Below are 22,539 nucleotides of genomic sequence, written 5' to 3'. Positions count from 1 at the left end.
TTCTCCTTCTTAACGGAATGTTAAAATTTCTTAAAAGCATGGATATCTTTTTTTATATTGCTCGTACCAAACCGATTATAATTATGCTTCAAAAGAGATTTTTCTATACCATACTGTTTTTACTAGGCTTTTTGAATCTCTCTTTACAGGCTCAACAGACTAATCCCTTTTTTTGTCATTATGGAAAATTTAAAGCTGACGCGAAGGAAAAATTATTTTTTAGATTTGAAAATTTAAATTTCGCAAAGAATGATGAGTATAAAGGTGAGTTTGTAAAAGGAGCTACTTACATTGGATACGTTGCCACTCCCAAAATAGTTTATTATCCGGCAGATGACCTAAGAATTGAGGCGGGTATTCGTTTACAAAAGTATTCTGGTCTTGCTGAATATCCAAATTCTGAGCCTGTATTCTCAGTTCATTATCAGGCCAGTAGTAGCCTCTCGTTAATTCTGGGGACCCTAAATCAAGATAATAATCATTACTTACATGAGGCTCTTTTCGAACCAGAAAGATTTTTTGCAGATAGAGCCGAAAATGGTCTTCAGGCTTTGTTTAAGTCTGAGCGTTTGGATTTTGATACTTGGATAAATTGGGAGCAGTTTATCTTTCAAAATGATCCCTTTCAAGAAGTCTTCACTTTTGGATTGACTGCAGGCCTTCGATTAATCAATCTTGAGTCGAGTCATTCTTTAACTATACCATTGCAAGTTTTGTTTACACATAGGGGAGGAGAAATTGACTCCTCAGACTCTTTTAAGCAAACAATAGGTCACTTCGGAACAGGTTTGACATATAGTAAAGCTTTTGATAATTCGTTTTTTAAAAAAATTAATATTGAAGCATTTGTTTTCCTTTTTAGGGATAATTCCTCAATCAAAGAATTTGCTTATGGCAAGGGGAAGGGATTTGATTTTCGTATTGGAGCAGAAACAAAACATTCTAGTCTCAAGCTAGGTTACTGGATTGGGGATAAGTTTAACTCCTCAAGAGGCTCTGCCTTTTTTCAATCTATGTCAGTTATCGATAATAATTATATCCAAAAGCGACGTGAGATTGTAACGGCTAAATATCGAATTCAAAAATCTATTGCAAAAGGAATCATATTGGGTGGACAAGTGGATACATACATTGATATGAGTTCGAGTCATGATTTCTCCTATGCGACATCTTTATTCGTTAAGATTAATGGTGAGTTTTTCTTGAAAAAGCTTGACTGGAAATAATATACCACATTTTTATAAACTTTATTTATTAGGATTACTCTTCTAAACGGCCTTATTCATGCAGAGTTTTAATTCCTCAACTCTGTCAGGATAAAATAATTAGAAAAATAAAGTTTCTATCCCAAATAAATTTTATACTTTTGCAGAGCATTTATGCGATATGGCTAATAAAAGCCCTGTTTTTTCATCTTAAGATGCTGGTTTTACTACCCTTAGCAAGTATTTCAATCAGTTTCATTAAGGTACACGAATTTGATTTGTGGGAATAACTTAACGATCCAATATTGCCCCGATTATCCACACAGGGTTTAAGTTATTCATAAATAAGTCGTTGAAGAATTGGTGTATGTACTGGGAACAGTTACTTTTGCAGGCCAAATTGAATTGAAGTATAAATTATTAAAATTTTATAAAGTGGATACATTAAGTTACAAAACAGTTTCTGCCAATAAAGCTACCGTTGTTAAAGAATGGTTTGTTATTGATGCAGAGAACGAAGTATTGGGACGTCTTGCTTCTAAAGTAGCATTGATACTAAGAGGTAAATTAAAGCCAAGTTACACTCCTCATGTTGATTGTGGAGATAACGTGATTATTCTCAATGCTGAGAAAATCCGTTTGACAGGTAAGAAAATGTCTGATAAGCAGTACGTGCGTTACACTGGATACCCAGGCGGACAGCGTTTTGCAAACCCAGAGATGGTTCTTGCAAAGCACCCTGAGAGAGTGATTGAGATGGCTGTTAAAGGTATGCTTCCTAAAAACCGTTTAGGTAGTCAACTTTTCAGAAACCTTAACGTATATGCAGGTTCAGAGCACAAGCATGAGGCTCAGCAGCCTAAGAAATTGGATTTAAACACTATTAAATAATAGGTATGGAAGTTATTAATGCTATTGGACGTAGAAAATCGGCAGTTGCTCGTATCTATGTTAGCGAAGGTAAAGGTCAGATTACCATCAACAAAAAAGAGCTTAAAGAGTACTTTACTACCGGGACTCTTCAGTATGTTGTATTACAGCCACTTAATCTTTTAGAGGTTGCTGATAAGTATGATATCAAGGTTAACCTTGATGGAGGAGGAGTAACAGGACAAGCAGGCGCACTTCGTTTGGCTATCGCTAGAGCTCTAGTAAAAATCGACGCTGAGGCTAAACCTGCTTTGAGAACAGCTGGATTCATGACACGTGACCCTCGTGAGGTTGAACGTAAGAAACCAGGTCAACCAAAAGCTCGTAAGAAATTTCAATTTAGCAAGCGTTAATATTTTTGTGGCAGGTTTAGTATCTAAATTGTTAAGACTTCTATTAGTTGTAAACTATAGAACTACCTAGCAATTGCCATAAAACGAATGTAAACAAATTAAAAGAAAACAAAATGTCTAGTACTACATTTGATGAATTATTAGAAGCAGGTTGCCACTTTGGTCACTTGACTAGAAAATGGAATCCAAGAATGGCTCCTTATATTTTTATGGAGCGTAACGGTATTCACATTATCGACTTACATAAAACTGCCGTTAAAGTAGACGATGCTGCTGCAGCATTGAAACAAATTGCAAAATCGGGTAGAAAAATCTTATTCGTTGCGACTAAGAAACAAGCTAAAGGTATTGTATCTGAAAAAGTAAGCAACGTAAACATGCCATATGTAACTGAGCGTTGGCCAGGTGGTATGTTGACTAACTTCCCTACTATCAGAAAGGCAGTTAAAAAGATGTCAACTATTGACAAAATGGAAGCTGATGGTACTTTAAACCACCTTTCTAAAAGAGAAAGACTACAAGTATCTCGTCAGAGAGCTAAGATGGAGAAAAACTTAGGTAGCATTGTTGATCTGACCAGATTGCCAGCAGCTTTGTTTGTAGTTGATGTAATGAAAGAATATATTGCTGTTAAAGAAGCAAACCGTTTGGGTATTCCTGTATTTGCTATGGTAGATACAAATTCAAGCCCAGAAGGTGTGGAATTTGTTATTCCTGCTAATGATGATGCTGCTAACTCTGTATCTATCATTCTTGATAAAATAACTGGTGCAATCCAGGAAGGTTTATCTGAAAGAAAGAACGAGAAAGAAAAAGAAGATGCTGATAAGAAAACAGCTAAAGCAAAAAAAGCTCCTAAAACAGAGGCTCCTAAAGTGGTAGCCCCTAAAGTAGAAGCTCCTAAAGCAGAGGTTGCTCCAGAAACTCCAGTAGCACCAGCTACAGAAGAGAAAAAAGGAGAAAAGGAGTAATTATTAACTGATAAATTTCTATTAAGATGTCTATTAAAGCAGCAGATGTAGCCAAATTGCGTAAAGCAATGGGCGCAGGAATGATGGATTGTAAAAATGCTCTTGTTGAAGCCGAAGGTGACTTTGACAAAGCTGTTGAGATAATCCGTAAAAAAGGAATGGCTATTGCTAATAAGCGTGCTGACAGAGAAGCTTCTGAAGGTGTTGTTTTAGCAAAAGTTTCTGAAAACGGAAAACTTGGTGCAATGATTACCTTGAATTGTGAAACTGATTTCGTTGCTAAGAACGAAAGCTTTGTTGCATTCGCAGGTAAAATCCTTGACATCGCTATCGCAAACAATCCAGCTGATCTTGAAGCTTTGAAAGCTTTAGATTTAGAAGGAAGAAAAATTGAAGAGCATGTTTCAGAACAAACTGGCATAATTGGTGAAAAAATCGATTTAAGCTACTTTGGTAAAATTGAAGCAGAAGCTGCAGTTGCATATATCCATGCTGGTAACAAGTTAGCTACGCTAATTGGTTTCAACCAAGCAATTGATGCACAAATGGGACGTGATGTTGCTATGCAAGCAGCAGCTATGGCTCCAGTTGCTATTGATAAGGATGGTGTATCTGAAGATGTTGTTGCTAAAGAACTAGATATTGCTAAGGAAAAGGCTCGCCTTGAAGGTAAGCCTGAGCAAATGCTAGATAAAATTGCACAAGGTCGTTTAGCTAAATTCTTCAAAGAATCTACTTTATTAAACCAAGACTTTGTAAAAGACGGTAAGATGAGCGTTAAGCAATACTTAGCTTCTGCAGATAAAGATTTAACTGCTACTGCTATGATGCGTTACTCTTTGAATGCTTAATACAATTATTATTACATATAAAAAGAGTTCCTTTTAGGAACTCTTTTTTTTGGACTTATATTTTTTCAGATCTCTCTAAAGTATAGGCATTAAGCTATAAATGCTTATCTTGAGCTTTACTTTATTTATCTGATATGTCCGATTGTTATCGGTTCATATATATCATATCTACTAAAATACTTTATCTCAAATGTTACAATACAAACGTGTCCTACTAAAACTTAGCGGTGAGTCGCTAATGGGAGATCAACAATACGGTATCGATTCTCAAAGATTAAATGACTATGCAGAACAGATAAAAGAAATTGTAGCCCAAGGGGTGCAAGTTGGTATTGTGATTGGAGGCGGTAATATTTTTCGTGGCTTAAGTGGAGCTTCTAAAGGTTTTGATCGAGTAAAGGGCGATTCAATGGGTATGTTGGCAACTGTTATCAACAGTTTGGCTTTAAATTCTGCTCTTGAGGCTATGGATTGTAAATCGAGAGTACTTACTGCTATTAGAATGGAGCCAATAGGTGAGTTCTATTCAAAGCAAAAGGCTGTTGACTATCTTTCTGAGGGATATGTCACAATATTCTCTGCAGGGACAGGAAATCCATATTTTACGACAGATACAGGTTCATCTCTACGAGGAATTGAGATTGAAGCTGATGTGATGTTGAAAGGAACACGTGTTGATGGTGTTTATACTGCAGATCCTGAAAAAGATCCAACTGCAACGAAGTATGATAAGATCAGTTTTGATGAAATCTACCAAAAAAACCTTCGTGTAATGGATTTGACCGCAACTACGATGTGTAAAGAAAACAATCTTTCAATTGTTGTTTTTGATATGGACACAAAAGGGAATCTATTAAAGGTGATTATGGGTGAGAATATTGGAACTCTAGTGCACGCATAGTTATTGTTTGCCCTTTTTAAACAATGAGCTCGACATTAAATAGAGTTCTTCTGAAATGTGAAATAAGTGTGTAAAGAAATTTTTACTATTTTTGTGTTGGGCCATCTAGGCTGACATAAGAAATGAAATTATATAAAAACAATCCGTCCCGACATTTGTTGGGATTTGGAATAAACTCTTTCTCCTATGAATGAAGAAGTTCAAATGTATCTTGAAGATGCAAAGGAAAAGATGGATGCTGCAATTGCGCATCTTGAATCGGGATTAGTGAAAATCCGCGCTGGAAAAGCTAATGTCGCCATGTTGTCTGGTGTAATGGTAGATTATTATGGAAGCATGGTTCCATTGAGTCAGGTTGCTAACGTAAGTGTACCAGATCCAAGAACCCTTGCAGTACAGCCATGGGAAAGAGCTATGATTGTACCTATCGAAAAGGCAATTATGAATTCTAATTTAGGCTTTAATCCAGATAATAATGGTGAGGTAATCCGCATTAATATCCCTGCTTTAACTGAAGAGCGTCGTAACGATTTGGCAAAACAGGCTAAGGCTGAGTGTGAAAACGCTAAGGTTAGTATTCGTAATGCACGTCGTGATACGATTGTTGAGCTAAAGAAATTAGTTAAAGATGGTTTGTCTGAAGATCTCGAAAAAGATGCTGAAGTGGAGGTTCAGAAACTAACTGATGCTTTTGTTAAGAAAATAGACGACTTAATGATTGTTAAAGAGAAAGATATCATGACTATCTAATAGACCGTTTTACCATATATTAAAGGCTACTTCAAAATGATTTGAAGTAGCCTTTTTGTTTTATTGTTTTTCAAGCAAAAAAACCGCCAACTTAGGCGGTTTTAACAACGTTGCAGGTTATTTATTACGTACCAAGTAAACATATACTGGGAAGTGATCAGAATAGCCACCTTCACGCCTTTTAGGATATCCTTTGTAGCGTCCTTCTTGCTGCACCATGAATTTCTTTTTGAATATATTACATGTCAAGAATTTGTATCCGTTTGTTTTTTTGTCAACTAAAGGATTAGATAGTAAAATCTGATCGAATAGGTTCCATGTATCACGGTAAGCTAGTGTTCCGAAGCCTTTAGCTAAAATATTTTCCCATGGGTTGTAGAAATTTTCACTTCCCATTTTAGAAATTTTAGCCTTAGTGTTCATGCATTTTTTTACAGATTCATTGAAAGGGTCATCGTTTAAATCACCCATTACAAGAATTTTTGCTGCAGGATCAGCTTGACTAAGAGAATCACAAATTGAGCGACTTAGTTTACCTGCTGCATTACGCGATGGGCGACTTAATTTTTCACCACTACTTCTCGATGGCCAGTGATTTACAATGACGTGAACTTTCTCATTGTCAAGAAGCCCTGTAACCAACAACTGATCTCTGGTAAATAGTGTGTCACCATCGTTTCTAAGTGTATTTAATCTGAAGCTTTTAGATTCGATTAATTCAAAACGCTTTGGATTATATAGTAATCCAACATCAATACCACGCTTGTCAGGAGAGCTATAGTGTACAATTTGAAGATTTCGACTCACAAGGGCAGGTTCTGCAACCAAGTCTTCTAGAACTTTACGATTTTCAATTTCAGAAACACCAAGTAAGGAAAAACCATCTTTAGAGCCTTCTTTTCCAATTAAAGAAATAACATGAGCCATATTAAAGAGCTTGGCTTTGTATTTACTTTCCGTCCACTGATTCTTTCCATTAGGCGTATATTCTTCGTCTATTTTTTCCGGATCATCAATGGTATCGAATAAATTTTCAAGATTGTAGAAACCGATACAGGAAATCTCTTTTTCTTTTTTCTGTGCAGATACTCCATTTACATTTAAAAGGAAACTTGCTAAAAGAACTAATAAGCCAAGCTGTTTGAATTTAAAATTCTTCATATGTTTATTTTTTCTATTGTAATCTTTATTAAAAATTGCTTTGTTATACTTGAATCCTAACGAGATCTGTAGTATCACAACTTATCTTCAATATTATAATTTGAGTTTGATTTTCTTCGATTGGAGTGGATAGGAAACAATTTAATAATTCGGGGGGATCGAATTATATTATGCATGTTTCTCTATAAATGATTGTTTTCAGAGGCGAAATTAAAACAAATTTCGTGAACAGCCTAATTCTTTTGGCTTTGCTATCGATTTTTTAGAATATCTATATTATTTCGCTGAAATTCTTCTTGTTAAAGATTGATGTATTTTTTTAAAGACTATCATGCAATATGAAAAAAAATGTTAATTTTGCCAGTCTTAAACACCATTTTATACCGTTCGATTCCTGAGCGGGCTATACAATTAAAAGTATAGTATACAAGTATCCATGCACCTTCACAATAGATGTGAATTCGTGTTTATAAAGGGTACTATACTCCACAATCTTATTTAAGGTAAAATTTCAACTGTCATTGTATTTGCAATCGATTGTGTTTCGGGGGAAACATGGACACGATTGACCAACTACTATCACTGACTATTTATATCAAACTTTAATAATTCTTATGAAGAAGGTTTTTCTGTTCCTAATGCTAGGAGCTCTGATGTCTTTTACCTTGCAGGCCCAAACTGGTTCCGTGAGTGGAAAAGTGAAAAGTGCTAAGGATGGACAATTTCTTGAACGTGTTCAAGTTCAGGTTCTAGGTACAAGTAATATGGTGTATACAGATGCTGATGGTCAATTTTCAATTGTTGATATTCCTGCAGGTAAACATCTAATCGAATTAAATCAAGAAGGTTTCATCAGTTTGACCGAAACGATTGATGTTGTTGAAGGCAAAAATACTTCTGTTGGAACTTTAGTTCTGGAAATTAATAAATTTTTACCATCACTAGATGAACTTGATGTAATGTCTATCACTGATGACGTTATTGATGCAGACTTAGGTGATATGGCTGTTTCAGGTATTTTGAGTTCTTCAAAAGATCCATTCAATTCAGCTGCTGCTTATACTTTTAGCTCGGCTCGTTTTCGTCGTCGTGGATATGGATCTGAAGAATCAGGTGTGTTTTTCAATGGAATTCCAATGAATAATATGGAGAACGGAAGAGCCTACTGGTTTTTATGGGGAGGATTGAATGACGTCACTCGTAATCAGGAAGTAAGTGATGGATTAGCTCCTACTAACAATGGATTTGGCCTTTTTGGAGGTAATACAAACATTATTTCTAGAGCAGATACTTATCGTAAAGGGACTAAAATCGTTTATTCACGATCGAATCGTTCATACCGTAACCGTACTATGATTACCCATTCTACGGGTATGATGGAAAATGGTTGGGCATTAACGGGTTCTGTTTCTAAAAGATGGTCTGAGGAAGGTTATATCAAAGGTACTTCGTATGATGCTTATGGCTATTTCCTTTCAGCTTTGAAGAAAATTAACGAAAAGCATAGTATTGGTTTAACTGTAATGGGAGCACCAAGTACAAGAGGTGGTTCTGGTGCATCAGTACAAGCTGCTTACGATATAGTTGGTTCAAACTACTACAATCCTAACTGGGGATGGCAAGATGGCAAAAAGAGAAATGCCAAAATGCAAAAATCTCATACACCAGTTGCAATACTAAAGCATTACTGGGAGTTGAATTCAAAAACCAAAATTACAACCAGCTTAGCATACATGAATGGTGAAAGTGGTCGTACTGCCTTGAACTGGATTGATGCTGCTGATCCTCGTCCTGATTATTATCGTAATCTGGCTATTTATCCAGCTAACGCGAATAATCCTGAAATATCAAATCATTTTAAGGCTAATTCACAGTTGAATTGGGATAAGATGTATGAAAAAAATCTATATAATAATCCTGATTATATAGATGCTGACGGTACAAATCATGGCAAGCATGCTCGTTATATGATAGAAGATCGTAGACGAGATGTTGAGCAGATTATTGCTGATGTTAATGTTAAACACGAATTGAATAAAAACATTCAGTTGGTGGGTGGTGCTAACTACAATTCGTACAAAGCTCACACTTATACGCTTGTTGATGATTTGATGGGTACAGATTTTATCTGGAACATCGATAAATTTGCGACAAGACAAGACCCTGCAATGATCTTGTCTAACCAGGAGCGTGTTGATAGAGTCCAAAATGATTACGATTATTTTGAAGAACATGGTGAAGCTCAAAAGCTAAAAGAAGGCGATGTTTATGGACACGACTATGATGCTCATGTAGATAAGATTTCAGGATTTGCTCAGGCTAATTTCTCTTACGACAAATTTGATTACTATGCTTCTTTGGGTTTGACTCAAACAGCCATGTGGAGAGACTCTAAGGTTAGAAAAGGTTTGTTTAAGGACAACTCTTATGGTGAAAGTGAGAAATTATATTATTTCAACTATGGCGTAAAGGCTGGTGTAACTTACAAGAAGGATGGTAAGAATTATTTCTCTGCAAATGCAGGTTATATGACTAAAGCACCTACTTTCCGTAATGTGTTTTTATCACCTCGTACTCGTCACACTTCCCTTAAGGATAAAGGACAGAATACTGATGAGAAAATTATGACTGTTGATTTAGGTTATTCTTATCGTTCTCCAAACTTTAAATTAAAAGCTAACGCTTATTACACAAAGTTCCAAGATCAGATTAAAACCATGGGTTTTTATCATGATGAATCAAGAACTTTTGTGAACTCTATTCAATCAGGTGTTGATAAAACACATATGGGTATTGAAATTGGCTTTGACTACAAACTATTAGATGAATTATCATTAATTGGGGCCATTGCAGTAGGTGAGCACAAATATGATTCTCGTCCATTGCTAACCATGATTGCGGATAATGAAGACCAACCTGTACAAGATGCAGTGCCTGTTTATGTAACCGATTTTAAAGAAACAGGGTATCCTCAGCAAGCTTACACTGTCGGTTTAAAATACTCTAGTGACAATTACTGGTGGGTTGGTGTTAATGCGAACTACTACCGTGAAATGTATTTAAGTTATAACCCTTTACGTAGAACAAAAGCGGCTTTTGATCGTTACAAAGATGTTACTGATTATTCAGATGATATTGAATCTTCGGATTTATTTACAGGCCTATTAAATAAAGTAACAAGTCAATCAAAATTAGATGATCAATTTACTTTAGATCTTAATATTGGTAAATCGTGGAGAATCGACTACAAATACTATATAAATATTAATTTATCTGTTTCAAATGTTCTTAACAACACTGATTTCATTACTGGTGGTTATGAGCAGTCAAGAATTAAGACAGATAGTAAGTATGAGAGTGAATACGATATTTCTCAATTCCCTCCTAAATTATATTATGCTTACGGAAGAAATTTCTTCTTAAACATGAGTTTTAGATTTTAATCGGTTGATATAAAAAGAAATTAAAGATGAAAAATATATCATTATCTATAATCGTAGCACTATTTGGTTTGCTGTTTTTGAATAGTTGTATTGATGACGATTATGCAGACCCAACACTAGTAGAACCTGCATTTGAGATGCCTGCAGATGCAAACTTGATCTCAATTGATGAGCTTAAGGCTATTTATACAAATACTATTCCTTCGACTGGGAAATATCTTAAAGCAGACGAATTTCTAACTGTTGAAGAGGATGTTTACATTTCTGGTTATGTGATCTCTGACGATAAAGAGGGGAATTTCTATAAAAATATTGTGATTCAAGGTGATCTTGAAGGAAATTCACAAGGAATCAATATTTCAGTAGGAGAGTCATCATTGTTTACAAGTTACGCTCAAGGACAAAAGATATTTGTAAAATGCAAGGGCTTGACTCTTGGTAAATATGGAAACGAAGTCCAATTAGGCGGATCTTATGTTTTTTATAAATATAGAGATCAGGATAAAATGAAGGAGTATAGATTATCACCTATTCCAACGCCATCTATCGATTTTCATATTTTTAAAGACAAATATCCTGTAGAGATAAACGCTGCAATACGAACCATAGCCGAAGTTGATGGAAGTAATGATTATAAATTTACATTAATAACTTTCGAAAATGTAAGTTTTAGTAGTCCTGGTGAAACTTGGGGAGTTATAGGCGATCTACATAATCCCGCTTTCCCATTTAAAACAACTGTAAATATGGTTGACTCAAATGGAAGAAACCTTCCTCTGTTTACATCTAACTATTCAAAGTTTGCACACGAGATTATACCCGAAGGATTTTTTAATGTTTCTGGTGTATTAAGCTATCACAATGGAGCAGCTCAGTTTGTTATTAATCGAATGAGCGATGTGGAAATGATAGGTGCAGGTTATGAGTACGATTTTAAGTTAGATTTCACAAGTCATGCTCAAAGCGTGAATTTTGAAAAAACGGATTGGTTAAATTACGACGAGAAGGGATCTCATACTTGGTTTGTTCAGAAAGATAAATTTTCAGAAAATATCTATGCGAGTTGTTCTAATTACAATACAGGTGATGCAGAAATGATTTCGTGGTTGGTGACTCCTCAGATTGATGCATCTACTCAGAAATATTTTGCATTATCTACTGCTCAGCATCATTGGGCACACGATGATGAGTCTCCAATTGAGATTTTATATTCTGAAGATTTTGATGGCAGCAATGTTGAAGCTGCGACATGGAAAACTCTTGGTGTTTCAAACAAAGCAGTAAAAGATACCAAAGCATATAATTTTGTCAACTCTGAAGATGTTGAGTTACCATTACTAGGTAAGATTCATATTGCTATTAAATACAATGGAACAACAACTAAAACAACAGGATATTTAGTTGACAATATTCGTGTTTTTAAAAAATAGAATTATTACATAAGCAAGTCATTTCAATGGCTTGCTTATTTATTTTTATAACTATTTACTAACTAACAAAGAACTGTAAAATGAGAAAATTACATTACTTATTTTTTGCTTTGATCATGGGACTTTCTGTTTCTATGACTTCATGTAGCAGTGATAATGATTCACCGATTGATCCAGATCCTGTTGATCCTACTCCAGAATTGCCTGTAGTGAACAAAACAATGGCTGAGCTTCAAGCTTTGGCGAATGCTTCTGCTGTTGAAATTACTGAAGATTTTATTTTTGATGGTATTGTTATTTCTAATGATACAGAATCAAGTAACTTTTACCGCAAGTTAATCATCCAGAATGGTGAATTCGGTGTTGTAATGAGTGTTAATAAAGCTGATGAAGGTGATAGCTTTTATAAGGAATTTACAATTGGTCAAAAAGTGATTGTAAAAGCTAAAGGACTTCATATTGGGATATCTCATGGTGCTATTATTATTGGTAAGGGTGCAGATGCTGATTATACTGTAGGTCTTATTTCTAATGAAGATTTGAAAGGTATTCTAGTAAAAGCTGAAGGTGGTGCTGATGTTACTCCTAAGGCTATAGCTATTTCAGAAATAACAGATGCGCTTTTGAATACTTTAGTTACAATTGATGCTGTTCAGTTTGTAGATGCAGATCTTACTAAAAACTATGGTATCGATATGAAATCTGACGGTACTATTTATAGTGCTGCTAACAGAACTTTAGTTAATGAAGGTGAAGAATCTATCATTGTTAGATCATCACAGTATGCTGCTTTTGCTGAAACAGCTGTTGCTCAAGGTAAAGGTTCTATAACTGCTATTATTAGTAAGTACAATAACGATTACCAGTTATATATTCGTGACATTAACGAAGTTGTTATGACAGGTGAGCGTTTTGCTGTAGCTGGTGAGCCAGATGCAACTACTGGAGAAAAAGTTTATTTCTCTGAGTATGCAGAAGGTTCTTCAAACAATAAATATCTAGAGATTTACAATGCAACAGGTGCTGATATTGATTTAGCTAACTACACTGTTCGTACTGCACCTAATGGTGGTGAGTGGGGTGATGTTCTTGAATTGACAGGAACTCTTGCTGATAAGGCAATGTATGTAATTGCTACTGATCAATTAGATGCTTCAGTTATCGCAAAAGCAAACTTGACTTTATCTTACCCATCTCCAGTTCACTTTAATGGTGACGATGCAGTAGGTTTGTTCAAGAAAGTTGATGCAGGTTGGAGTTTATGTGACGTAATCGGTGTTCAGGGAACTCAAGAAAAATGGACTGTTGCCGGTGTTGCAGAAGCTGCTACAGATCATACTATCATTCGTAAAGAAGCAGTAACAGCAGGAAATCCTGATTGGACAACAGCTACTGATGAGTGGATTGTGAAAGATAAGGATTACTGGTCTAGTATTGGTATTCGTGGCGAAGGTACAACTGAAGGCGGTGAAGGAGAAGGAGAAGGCGAAGGAACTGCTGGGATCAATGCAGGAACTTACACTGGTAGCGCTGCAACTGACTTATTTATTTCGGAATACCTTGAAGGAGGATCAAATAATAAGTACTTAGAAATCTATAATGGAACTGGTGCTGATGTAGATCTTGCTGGTTATTCTATTAAAGTAGCTTCAAATGGATCGACTTTTGCTGAGAAAACAGCTATTGTCCTTGCTGGAACTCTTCCTAACGGCGGAACATTCCTAATAGCTAATTCTAGTGCAGCTTTAACTTTGCCAGAAGGAAAAACAGCTTCTGTAGAATTTACAACTGCTACTTATTTTAATGGTGATGATGCTATTGCTTTGATAAAAGGTGAAACTATTATTGATGTATTTGGTGTTGAAGGTGTTGATCCTGGATCTGCCTGGGCAATTGGTGATATCACGACTGCAACTGCTGATCATACTCTTGTAAGAAAAGCTACTGTAACTGGACCTACTGCAACTTGGGATACAGCTGAGTGGGAAGTTAATGATAAAGAATATGCAACAAATTTGGGTTCTCATACCATGAACTAATTGAAGTTAATTCTTTAAAATATTTTAAAAAGCATCCCTTAGGGGATGCTTTTTTTGTTTCTGCTGTTTTTTTAACAATCAATTAGCTTAGAGATTCCTTGAAAATCAGGTGATTTTATCTATTTTTGTTTCACCATTTTATAAGCAAGAGTGTACTGTTCAGTATGCTACTCTCAACTCTATTGAAATTTACTGAATGAATTTTCTAGTGTCCCGATATTTATCTGGATACCAATTACTCATCCCATATTCTGGGATTTTGATACTTATAAAATGAAACGAGCCATGTATAGAGTTTTCCACACAGGAAGATGCTGATTTGGCGACTTCTCCCGATAAATCGGGAATAAAACTTAGAATTATAACCCTATGAAAAAAGCACTTTATCTATTATTTTTTCTATCCATCTTTTTGAATGCCTGCGACTCGGATAGCGATAGCAACAAAGAGCCAATTGATCCAACACCAATTGTACCTGTTGAGCTGGTGTCGAATACTACAATTTCTGATCTTAAAGATTTGTTAGGGAGCGAGGACTTTTTCTCGATTACTCAAGATTTGGTGATTGAAGGCAAGGTGATTTCGAGCGACTACGAAAAAAATATCTACGAAAGTATAGTGATTAACGATACAAAGGCAAATGCCGATTTTTCGGGTATCGAGATATTATTGGCTGATGAAGAATTGGGACGTTCTTTAAAGATTGGTCAAAAAGTATTCGTAAAATGTAAGGGACTCTCTTTAGGCAAAGATATTTTAGGCGCCAAAACCCTGGTAGAAAATGGCAATACCATATTGAGAGCTATAGATAGAAATTCAATTTTCGACTTTATTGTTAAGGCTGATGACATCCTTTCAGTAGAATCAAAGTTGACAGCTATTTCGGATATCAATGACGATATGATTTTATCATTAATCAAAGTTAATGCCGTGCAATTTATTGATGCCGATTTAGAAAAGAATTTTGGCGATGATGCTACTGATGCTATACGAACGCTTATCGATAAGGATGAGAATACTCTGAGTTTAGATATCAGAAAAACGGCTGATTTTGGTGATACTAAAATCCCTACAGGCAATGGTTCGGTTGTTGGTATCCTTACAAAAGTTAATGGTACTTATGAACTTGTTATTCGTAGCTTGTCGGATGTTGTTTTAACTGGTGAACGTGTTGGTGGTGGCGATAGCGGAGGAGATAACAATACTGGCGAAGATCATACAAATTACCTGACCGCTGACGTGGATGCCAATGGTAAAATCATCGTCAAATATACGCCTAAGGATTATGTGAGCCAGGTATCAGAAGGACAACATATGATGTCGGTTCGTGTTCCTGATAATTATTATACTTCAGCTTCGACACTATCGGGCGCTCAATTAAAAAGCCAAATACAAAGCATTATTTCTTCAGGAGCTAAAAAACTACCATACACAAGTTCATCAACTGATGTTTGGGATATGTGTGAATCAGGAGATCAAAATCCTGATAATGCATCTCAAGTATGGCAAATCTATAAGGAACAGGGAATTTCTAAATCAGCTCATGTTAGTGGTAGTACGGGTTGGAACCGAGAGCACGTTTGGGCTAAGTCACATGGCGATTTTGGAACTTCTGCTGGACCTGGAACCGATGGCCATCACCTAAGAGCTTCAGATGCTCGTGAGAATGGGAATAGGGCTGCTTTAGACTTTGCCAATGTAAGTGGACCAAGAACGAAGAACGGATCTTTCTACGAGCCCCCATTGAGTGCTAAAGGCGATGTGGCTCGTTCAATCTTTTATATGGCCGTTCGTTATGGTTTCACAGTTGACGAATTAGGCGGACAAGGAAAAGCTGAACGTCATGGTAAATTGGTCGATTTGTTAAAGTGGAACGAATTGGATCCTGTTGATCCATACGAAATCAGAAGAAATAATGTGATTTATGGCATTCAGAATAACCGTAATCCATTTATCGATCATCCAGAATTGGTAAAATACATTTTCGGCGATAAAAAAACAGCCACCTGGAAGAATTAAAGATGATATAGCTTATCCGTTATCGGTTGTCAGTTTGATAACCGATATCTGACAACTGAAAATCACTAACCATTTACTGATATACTTATGCGCAAAATATTATTATTCCTTCTTATCGCAACATTTGCCTTCTCATGTAGCAAAAGCGACAGTGATATTGAAACAAAACCTGAGGTAACTATACCCGATGAAACTAAACCAGTTGATTTTAATACGCCTCATAATGGCTATTACAAGTCGGTAACCGGATACGGGCAGGCAGGTTTGAAAACGGTTCTACACAATCTGATTAAGGGACATACCGAGCTTGAATATACCGACAACAGTTCGGATATGGATGTGTGGCGTGCCTTGGAGCAAACTGACGAAGATCCTAATAATTCGGATAATGTGATTTTGCTTTATTTGGGTACATCAATACCTAAAGCCAGTAAGGCGCAGAACAACCAAAACGATTATTGGAATAGAGAGCATGTTTGGGCTAAATCGAGAGGTGATTTTGGAACCTCACGTGGAGCAGGAACCGATTTGCATCATCTACGTCCTGCTGATAAAACAGTAAACTCGGCTCGTGGGAACAAGTGGTTCGACAATGGTGGAAACTTTCATAGCGAAGCCAAGGATTGCAAAACAGATTCCGACTCGTGGGAGCCTCGCGCCGCCGTAAAAGGTGACATTGCTCGTATGATGTTTTATATGGCTGTTCGTTATGAAGCTGAAGGCGGATTGGATTTAGAATTGACAAATGCCCCAGTTGATGATAAGTCTCCTGATCATGGGGTTTTATCTACCCTGTTGGAGTGGAATAAATTAGATCCTGTTGATGCTTTCGAAACAAAACGTAACGAAACCATTTATACGATTCAGGGCAATCGAAATCCTTTTATCGATTTTCCAGATTTTGCCAATTATATTTTTGTTGCAGATAATTAAAAATATTTATCTGTCAATAACCACCATGAATTAATACTGACAAAGCATGCGCAGAATATTACTATACCTTTTAATTGCGACTTTTGTATTTTCTTGTACCACATCTGACGATGCACCTGGTGAACCAAAATCCAATAAATCAGGAACAATTGAAATTGAAAATCCATCAGCTTATAATTCGTATTATAAATTGATTGATGGGGTTAATTCTGATGATTTAAAATCAGAACTTCATGATCTGATTGACGGTAATAAGGTGCTACCTTATACTTCGTCTAGTTTTGATGTTTGGGATGCTTTGGACGAAACCGATGAAGATCCTAATAATCCCAATAATGTGATTTTACTTTATACAGGTCGATCACAAGCAAAGACGTATAAAGATCATGGACAGAATGATAATGATGCTTGGAATCGTGAGCATGTTTGGGCCAAATCACGCGGTTTTGGGGGTTCTCCAAACACTTCTAAGCCTGCTTCTACCGATATTCATCATTTACGACCAGCCGACCGTAGCGTGAATACAGCACGCTCAACCAAGTATTTTGGTGAGGGAGGGAGCCAACACAGCGAAGCTACGGGCTGTTATTATACTTCATCTACTTGGGAGCCTCGCGATGCCGTAAAAGGCGATGTGGCTCGTATGATGTTTTATATGGCGGTGCGATACGAAGGTGAAAATGGCAACCCCGATTTGGAATTGAATGATTATATATCAGGTGACTATACACAGCCTTATATTGGCAAGTTGACTACTCTGTTCAAATGGCACAAGCAAGATCCTGTTGATGCCTTTGAGAAGAAACGTAATCAAACTATTTTTGAGATTCAGGGTAATCGAAATCCATTTATCGATCATCCAGAATTGGTTGAATATATTTGGTAAAATATGGCCCTATTGTCTTTTCCGACATCAGGGCTTTTTTTTATTCTTAATTAAAATGTTTAAAATCAGCTCGGGATTTAATTCTGAGCTGATTTTTTATTGTAATTTTGGTTCGAATTTAAATATTATATTAAAGCATAAAATTATAAATTTGTAATCTTTTATTTGAACAATTATATCTAAACAACTAATACTTATGTACGGTAAATTCAAAGAATTTTTGGCTGAAGAGATCGAATCGATTAAAGAATCGGGCTTGTACAAAAATGAAAGAATCATCACTTCGGCTCAGGGAGCTGAGATTAAGGTGAATGCTGGTGACGAAGTTTTAAACTTTTGTGCCAATAACTATTTGGGATTATCATCTCATCCTGCAGTAATCGAAGGCGCTAAAAAAGGTCTTGATTCTCATGGTTACGGTATGTCATCGGTGCGTTTCATTTGCGGAACTACCGATATTCATAAAGAGTTAGAGCAAAAGATTGCGACATTCTTCGGTACTGAAGATACCATTCTTTACGCAGCAGCTTTCGATGCCAATGGTGGGGTTTTCGAACCTCTTTTTGGAAAAGAAGATGCCATTATTTCTGATGAATTGAACCATGCTTCGATTATCGATGGGGTACGTTTGAGCAAATCTGCTCGTTACCGTTTCAAACATGCCGATATGGCTGATTTGGAAGCTCAATTGAAGGTTTCTCAAGCTCAGCGTTTCAGAATTATTGTAACTGATGGTGTTTTCTCTATGGATGGCGATATCGCTAAACTAAACGAAATTTGCGATCTAGCCGATAAGTATAATGCTTTGGTAATGGTTGACGATAGCCATGCTTCAGGATTTATTGGTAAAACAGGACGTGGTACTCACGAACATCACAATTGTATGGACCGTGTTGATATCATCACATCAACTTTAGGAAAAGCACTTGGTGGTGGATTAGGTGGTTTCACTACAGGTAAAAAAGAGGTAATTGATATGTTACGTCAGCGTTCTCGTCCATATTTGTTCTCAAATTCACTATCTCCTGCTATCGTAGGCGCTTCAATCGCTGTATTCGATATGCTATCGGCTTCAACCGACTTAAGAGATAAGGTGATGAGTAATGCTCAGTATTTTTCAGCAAAACTTCGAGAAGCCGGTTTCGATGTGAAGCCTTCGGAATCTGCAATTAATGCACTTATGCTTTACGATGCAGTTTTGTCTCAGCAGTTTGCGGCAAAATTACTTGAAGAAGGTATTTATGTAATTGGCTTCTATTTCCCTGTTGTTCCTAAGGATAAAGCTCGTATTAGAATTCAACTATCGGCTGCTCACACTCAAGAGCATCTTGATAAAGCTTTAGCTGCTTTCATTAAAGTGGGTAAAGAACTAAAAGTGATTGAATAAGCTCTATTATAAAACCTGACAGGTCATATATTAACCTGTCAGGTTTATTTTAATCCCGCCTATTAAACCTGACAGCTTTTATATAACAAAGCCATGAGAACTTTACTGCTTGCATTCATAGGTCTATTTTTTTCCTGTTCACTTACTGCCCAGTATTACAATAAAGACGATCGGTTTATTGTTGGTTTAAATGCGGGAGTGGTGAAACCTATGGGCGATTTTGCCGATGAGAGTAGTCTTGGAACTGATTTGAGTTTAAACGCTAAAATGCTCTTGAATCAGAAATTAGCTGTGGGACTTTCTCTAGGCTATATGAATTTTGGTCAGAATGATGATCTCTGGGCAGGTGATACCCGTGTCAAGAATGATGTCAACTACCAGATTATCCCTATTGTCTTTACAGCGACCTATTTTATTCAGGCTTATGATTTAGATTTCAGACCTTACGCTTCGTTAGGGTTTGGTTATTTTCTTTACAGGAATCATGTTGAATCGACTCCAACGAATACCTACACGCCTATAAAATCTGAATACACAGTATCGACTAATAAAATTGGATTAATGCCAAATGTTGGTTTCATGTACAACTTGAGTAAGAAACTGGCTGTGGATGTCAATTTGAAATTGACCTATATCCCCAATTTTGAAGAGAAACTTGAAAAAAAGAAGGTGAAACCCATTGTTGATAAGGATATTGAACTCTCTGATACGCAAAAATACAGATATTTGGGATTCGATAAGATTTCTTCTACCTCACTTACTGTGGGTCTGTACTATCGCTTCTAGCAATTAATAATTATAAAAGCCCTTCATCTGCAAAGCTGTAATAACCTTGATCAGCAATAATGAGATGGTCAAGCACTTCGATACTCATTAATTTTCCTGCTTCCTTTGTTTTAGTGGTCAAATCCTTGTCTGCTTCAGATGGTGTTAGATTACCTGATGGATGATTGTGACATAAGATAATATTGGTTGATTCAAGTAGAATAGCATCCTTAAAAACCAGTCTCATATCGAATACAGTTCCTGTAATACCACCCGATGATACATTCTTAATTTCTAGTATTTTATTTCCTCGGTTGAGATATATGACCCAGAATTCTTCATGGCTTAGGTTCTCTACATAGGGTTGTAGTCTTTCGTAGGCATCCATACTACTGGTGATTTTCAGTTTTTGTTTGGAGGGAAATGATTTTTGTCGGCTGCCCAACTCTAGGGCAGCAATAATACCAATGGCCTTAGCCGAACCTATCCCTGGTGTTTTCATTAAATCTCGAATCGATTTCTTAGCAAGCTCGTTTAGGTCGTTCTGATTCTCTGCCAAGAGTATTTTAGCCACTTCTACAGCCGATTGATTCCGATTACCACTACCAATGATAATAGCTAATAATTCGACAGTAGATAGGCTCTTTGAGCCTTTATACATCATCTTCTCGCGAGGACGATCTTCTAAGGCCCAATTTTTTATACTAAGACTTTTATATTCACTCATTACAGGATATAATTAACGGGTTATGTGAAGAAACAGGCTACTAAATTTAATGTTTTTAAATTAAATAATCCTATTTACCAACTCGTTATGAAAATCGGTCGAATAATAAAAAATGGGAAATAATATTTTTGTAGAGATGCTCGGCTTTAAATTATTATCTTGCAAAAGATATCTATATACTAGCTATTTTGTTGGACAGTTTGAATTGTATTCAAAAAAGAAACATATGCTGAGACTTTTACTCGTAAAAAAATATATCTTCTTATTGTTTGCTCTGCTTTTCACATCGATTCCCTTTGTAAAAGCAGATACTCTTGTGTATTCTCCTTTTTGCGATAATAACAATACTAACGGGTTTTATATTATAAGTACACCTGCGGATCAGTTGGACGATATCACAAAGAAAGAGCCGAGCTTTTATCCCAATCCTGTAAAAGATATTGTAAATCTTATAAATCAAGAAAATGTGATTCGTGTTCGGGTGATTAGTTTAACAGGAAAAACTCTGATCGATATCAAAACACCTAAGAAAAATATTAATCTAAGTCATTTGGCGAAAGGTATGTACCTGATTAATTTTGATATGAATGATGGCAAGCGAGTTGCTCGTAAGTTAGTGAAGAAGTAGATTGATTATTAGTTTAATAATAGTCAAACCCCCATATAAACAGAAAAGAGCCTTTGATTTCTCAAAGGCTCTTTTTATATCTAAACTTAAAGTCTTATTATTTTCCAGATCTTTTACGGTCTGTTTCTTTAAGATGGATTTTTCTTAAACGGATATTGTTCGGTGTAACCTCAACATACTCGTCGTGTTGGATATATTCTAACGCTTCTTCAAGAGAGTGAATGATTGGAGGAGACAGTCTCACCTTTTCATCAGTACCTGAAGTTCTCATGTTGGTTAGTTTCTTAGTTTTAGTAACATTTATAACTAAGTCGCCAGCACGGTTGTTTTCTCCAATTACTTGTCCTTCATAAATTTCAGTAGTAGGAGCAACAAAGAAAGTTCCTCTATCCTGTAATTTGTTCAAGGCATAAGCAAATGTCAATCCTGTTTCCATAGCGATTAATGAACCATTAATACGTCCAGGAATAACACCTTTGTGTGGCATATATTCTAAGAAACGATGTGAAATTACAGCTTCACCAGCAGTAGCAGTCAACATTTGATTTCTTAAACCAATAATACCACGTGATGGAATTTGGAACTCAAGGTGAATACGTTCATTCTTACGTTCCATAGTCAACATTTCACCTTTACGCTGAGTTACAATCTCAATCGCTTTCCCTGAAACATCTTCCGGAAGGTCGATATATAAAATCTCGATTGGCTCACATTTTTCACCATCAATATTTTTGATGATTACTTGTGGTTGACCAACTTGAATCTCGTAACCTTCACGACGCATTGTTTCGATCAATACAGACAAGTGAAGCACACCACGTCCGAATACGATATATGAATCTGCAGATTCAGTTGGCTCAACTCTAAGAGCAAGATTTTTTTCCAGCTCTTTAGTCAATCGGTCAATTAGGTGACGAGAAGTTACATATTTACCATCTTGTCCGTAGAAAGGAGAATTATTAATGGTAAATAACATACTCATTGTTGGCTCATCAATAGCAATTGGCTTTAAAGGCTCCGGATTCTCTACATCACAAATTGAATCTCCAATATCAAAACCATCGATACCTACTAGTGCACAAATTTCACCTGAAGCTACTGATTGTACTCTCTCTTTACCAAGACCGGTAAAGACGTGAAGTTCCTTAATTTTTTGTTTT

General features: G+C 36.2%; 18 protein-coding genes and 1 pseudogene. 16 read left to right on the top strand and 3 right to left on the bottom strand.

Annotated features, from left to right (window positions below; translation table 11 throughout):
* Positions 1 to 38 precede the first annotated feature (38 nt).
* The 7 genes from ABY905_RS01285 to frr all read left to right on the top strand — a co-directional run bounded on the left by ABY905_RS01285 (position 39) and on the right by frr (position 5,961).
* Positions 39 to 1,226: a hypothetical protein gene (locus ABY905_RS01285; protein ID WP_372639615.1), complete on the top strand. Its 1,188-nt coding sequence runs from the start codon at positions 39 to 41 to the stop codon at positions 1,224 to 1,226.
* Positions 1,227 to 1,640: 414 nt separating this feature from the next.
* A complete protein-coding gene (gene rplM, locus ABY905_RS01280; RefSeq protein ID WP_372639613.1) occupies positions 1,641 to 2,096 on the top strand; it encodes a 50S ribosomal protein L13 in 456 nt (151 codons plus the stop codon).
* A gap of 5 nt (positions 2,097 to 2,101) precedes the next feature.
* Entirely contained in the window at positions 2,102 to 2,488 is a 387-nt protein-coding gene (rpsI, locus tag ABY905_RS01275) for a 30S ribosomal protein S9 (protein WP_372639611.1), read from the top strand.
* 113 nt (positions 2,489 to 2,601) lie between these two features.
* Positions 2,602 to 3,459 (top strand): 30S ribosomal protein S2, encoded by an 858-nt coding sequence (gene rpsB / locus ABY905_RS01270; RefSeq protein ID WP_372639608.1) that lies wholly within the window; start codon positions 2,602 to 2,604, stop codon positions 3,457 to 3,459.
* Between the two features lie 26 nt (positions 3,460 to 3,485).
* A complete protein-coding gene (gene tsf / locus ABY905_RS01265; protein WP_372639606.1) occupies positions 3,486 to 4,310 on the top strand; it encodes a translation elongation factor Ts in 825 nt (274 codons plus the stop codon).
* Between the two features lie 190 nt (positions 4,311 to 4,500).
* On the top strand, positions 4,501 to 5,211 hold the full coding sequence (gene pyrH / locus ABY905_RS01260) for a UMP kinase (RefSeq protein ID WP_372639604.1): 711 nt from the start codon (positions 4,501 to 4,503) through the stop codon (positions 5,209 to 5,211).
* A 186-nt stretch (positions 5,212 to 5,397) separates the two neighbouring features.
* The gene (gene frr, locus ABY905_RS01255) at positions 5,398 to 5,961 is read left to right on the top strand and encodes a ribosome recycling factor (protein ID WP_372639602.1); all 564 of its coding nucleotides are present in this window, start codon (positions 5,398 to 5,400) and stop codon (positions 5,959 to 5,961) included.
* Positions 5,962 to 6,078: 117 nt separating this feature from the next.
* On the opposite strand, the gene ABY905_RS01250 is transcribed toward frr, so the two are convergent.
* Positions 6,079 to 7,122 (bottom strand): endonuclease/exonuclease/phosphatase family protein, encoded by a 1,044-nt coding sequence (locus ABY905_RS01250; protein WP_372639600.1) that lies wholly within the window; start codon positions 7,120 to 7,122, stop codon positions 6,079 to 6,081.
* Positions 7,123 to 7,736: 614 nt separating this feature from the next.
* Between ABY905_RS01250 and ABY905_RS01245 the strand changes: the two genes are divergently transcribed.
* From ABY905_RS01245 to ABY905_RS01210, 8 genes are all read left to right on the top strand, one after another.
* Entirely contained in the window at positions 7,737 to 10,565 is a 2,829-nt protein-coding gene (locus ABY905_RS01245; RefSeq protein ID WP_372639598.1) for a carboxypeptidase regulatory-like domain-containing protein, read from the top strand.
* A gap of 26 nt (positions 10,566 to 10,591) precedes the next feature.
* A complete protein-coding gene (locus tag ABY905_RS01240) occupies positions 10,592 to 11,995 on the top strand; it encodes a DUF5689 domain-containing protein (RefSeq protein ID WP_372639596.1) in 1,404 nt (467 codons plus the stop codon).
* A gap of 80 nt (positions 11,996 to 12,075) precedes the next feature.
* Complete coding sequence (locus tag ABY905_RS01235) at positions 12,076 to 14,034, top strand: DUF5689 domain-containing protein (RefSeq protein ID WP_372639594.1); 1,959 nt, start codon at positions 12,076 to 12,078, stop codon at positions 14,032 to 14,034.
* A 369-nt stretch (positions 14,035 to 14,403) separates the two neighbouring features.
* On the top strand, positions 14,404 to 16,053 hold the full coding sequence (locus ABY905_RS01230) for a DUF5689 domain-containing protein (protein WP_372639592.1): 1,650 nt from the start codon (positions 14,404 to 14,406) through the stop codon (positions 16,051 to 16,053).
* 87 nt (positions 16,054 to 16,140) lie between these two features.
* Positions 16,141 to 16,986 carry an endonuclease I family protein gene (locus ABY905_RS01225; protein ID WP_372639590.1) on the top strand — a complete coding sequence of 282 codons (846 nt, stop codon included), beginning with the start codon at positions 16,141 to 16,143 and terminating at the stop codon, positions 16,984 to 16,986.
* A gap of 46 nt (positions 16,987 to 17,032) precedes the next feature.
* Positions 17,033 to 17,872 carry an endonuclease I family protein gene (locus ABY905_RS01220; RefSeq protein WP_372639588.1) on the top strand — a complete coding sequence of 280 codons (840 nt, stop codon included), beginning with the start codon at positions 17,033 to 17,035 and terminating at the stop codon, positions 17,870 to 17,872.
* A 196-nt stretch (positions 17,873 to 18,068) separates the two neighbouring features.
* A complete protein-coding gene (gene kbl / locus ABY905_RS01215) occupies positions 18,069 to 19,259 on the top strand; it encodes a glycine C-acetyltransferase (protein ID WP_372639587.1) in 1,191 nt (396 codons plus the stop codon).
* A 93-nt stretch (positions 19,260 to 19,352) separates the two neighbouring features.
* Positions 19,353 to 20,045: an OmpW family outer membrane protein gene (locus ABY905_RS01210; RefSeq protein WP_372639586.1), complete on the top strand. Its 693-nt coding sequence runs from the start codon at positions 19,353 to 19,355 to the stop codon at positions 20,043 to 20,045.
* A gap of 10 nt (positions 20,046 to 20,055) precedes the next feature.
* On the opposite strand, the gene radC is transcribed toward ABY905_RS01210, so the two are convergent.
* Positions 20,056 to 20,751 (bottom strand): DNA repair protein RadC, encoded by a 696-nt coding sequence (gene radC, locus ABY905_RS01205; RefSeq protein ID WP_372639585.1) that lies wholly within the window; start codon positions 20,749 to 20,751, stop codon positions 20,056 to 20,058.
* A gap of 226 nt (positions 20,752 to 20,977) precedes the next feature.
* Between radC and ABY905_RS01200 the strand changes: the two genes are divergently transcribed.
* Entirely contained in the window at positions 20,978 to 21,379 is a 402-nt protein-coding gene (locus ABY905_RS01200; RefSeq protein ID WP_372639584.1) for a T9SS type A sorting domain-containing protein, read from the top strand.
* Positions 21,380 to 21,476: 97 nt separating this feature from the next.
* Here the strand turns inward: ABY905_RS01200 and ABY905_RS01195 are convergent.
* Positions 21,477 to 22,539: pseudogene (locus tag ABY905_RS01195) on the bottom strand (translational GTPase TypA); the annotation flags it as partial.

Source organism: Ancylomarina sp. (assembly GCF_041555295.1).
Taxonomy (GTDB): domain Bacteria; phylum Bacteroidota; class Bacteroidia; order Bacteroidales; family Marinifilaceae; genus Ancylomarina.
This window is presented reverse-complemented; position numbering and strand designations above follow the sequence as displayed.

Excerpts from the sequence above, each read along its gene's own strand:
- ABY905_RS01285 (WP_372639615.1), top strand. The coding sequence starts at position 39 with ATGGATATCTTTTTTTATATTGCTCGTACCAAACCGATTATAATTATG.
- rpsI (WP_372639611.1), top strand. The coding sequence starts at position 2,102 with ATGGAAGTTATTAATGCTATTGGACGTAGAAAATCGGCAGTTGCTCGT.
- rpsB (WP_372639608.1), top strand. The coding sequence starts at position 2,602 with ATGTCTAGTACTACATTTGATGAATTATTAGAAGCAGGTTGCCACTTT.
- tsf (WP_372639606.1), top strand. The coding sequence starts at position 3,486 with ATGTCTATTAAAGCAGCAGATGTAGCCAAATTGCGTAAAGCAATGGGC.
- pyrH (WP_372639604.1), top strand. The coding sequence starts at position 4,501 with ATGTTACAATACAAACGTGTCCTACTAAAACTTAGCGGTGAGTCGCTA.
- frr (WP_372639602.1), top strand. The coding sequence starts at position 5,398 with ATGAATGAAGAAGTTCAAATGTATCTTGAAGATGCAAAGGAAAAGATG.
- ABY905_RS01250 (WP_372639600.1), bottom strand. The coding sequence starts at position 7,122 with ATGAAGAATTTTAAATTCAAACAGCTTGGCTTATTAGTTCTTTTAGCA.
- ABY905_RS01245 (WP_372639598.1), top strand. The coding sequence starts at position 7,737 with ATGAAGAAGGTTTTTCTGTTCCTAATGCTAGGAGCTCTGATGTCTTTT.
- ABY905_RS01240 (WP_372639596.1), top strand. The coding sequence starts at position 10,592 with ATGAAAAATATATCATTATCTATAATCGTAGCACTATTTGGTTTGCTG.
- ABY905_RS01235 (WP_372639594.1), top strand. The coding sequence starts at position 12,076 with ATGAGAAAATTACATTACTTATTTTTTGCTTTGATCATGGGACTTTCT.
- ABY905_RS01230 (WP_372639592.1), top strand. The coding sequence starts at position 14,404 with ATGAAAAAAGCACTTTATCTATTATTTTTTCTATCCATCTTTTTGAAT.
- ABY905_RS01225 (WP_372639590.1), top strand. The coding sequence starts at position 16,141 with ATGCGCAAAATATTATTATTCCTTCTTATCGCAACATTTGCCTTCTCA.
- ABY905_RS01220 (WP_372639588.1), top strand. The coding sequence starts at position 17,033 with ATGCGCAGAATATTACTATACCTTTTAATTGCGACTTTTGTATTTTCT.
- kbl (WP_372639587.1), top strand. The coding sequence starts at position 18,069 with ATGTACGGTAAATTCAAAGAATTTTTGGCTGAAGAGATCGAATCGATT.
- ABY905_RS01210 (WP_372639586.1), top strand. The coding sequence starts at position 19,353 with ATGAGAACTTTACTGCTTGCATTCATAGGTCTATTTTTTTCCTGTTCA.
- radC (WP_372639585.1), bottom strand. The coding sequence starts at position 20,751 with ATGAGTGAATATAAAAGTCTTAGTATAAAAAATTGGGCCTTAGAAGAT.
- ABY905_RS01200 (WP_372639584.1), top strand. The coding sequence starts at position 20,978 with ATGCTGAGACTTTTACTCGTAAAAAAATATATCTTCTTATTGTTTGCT.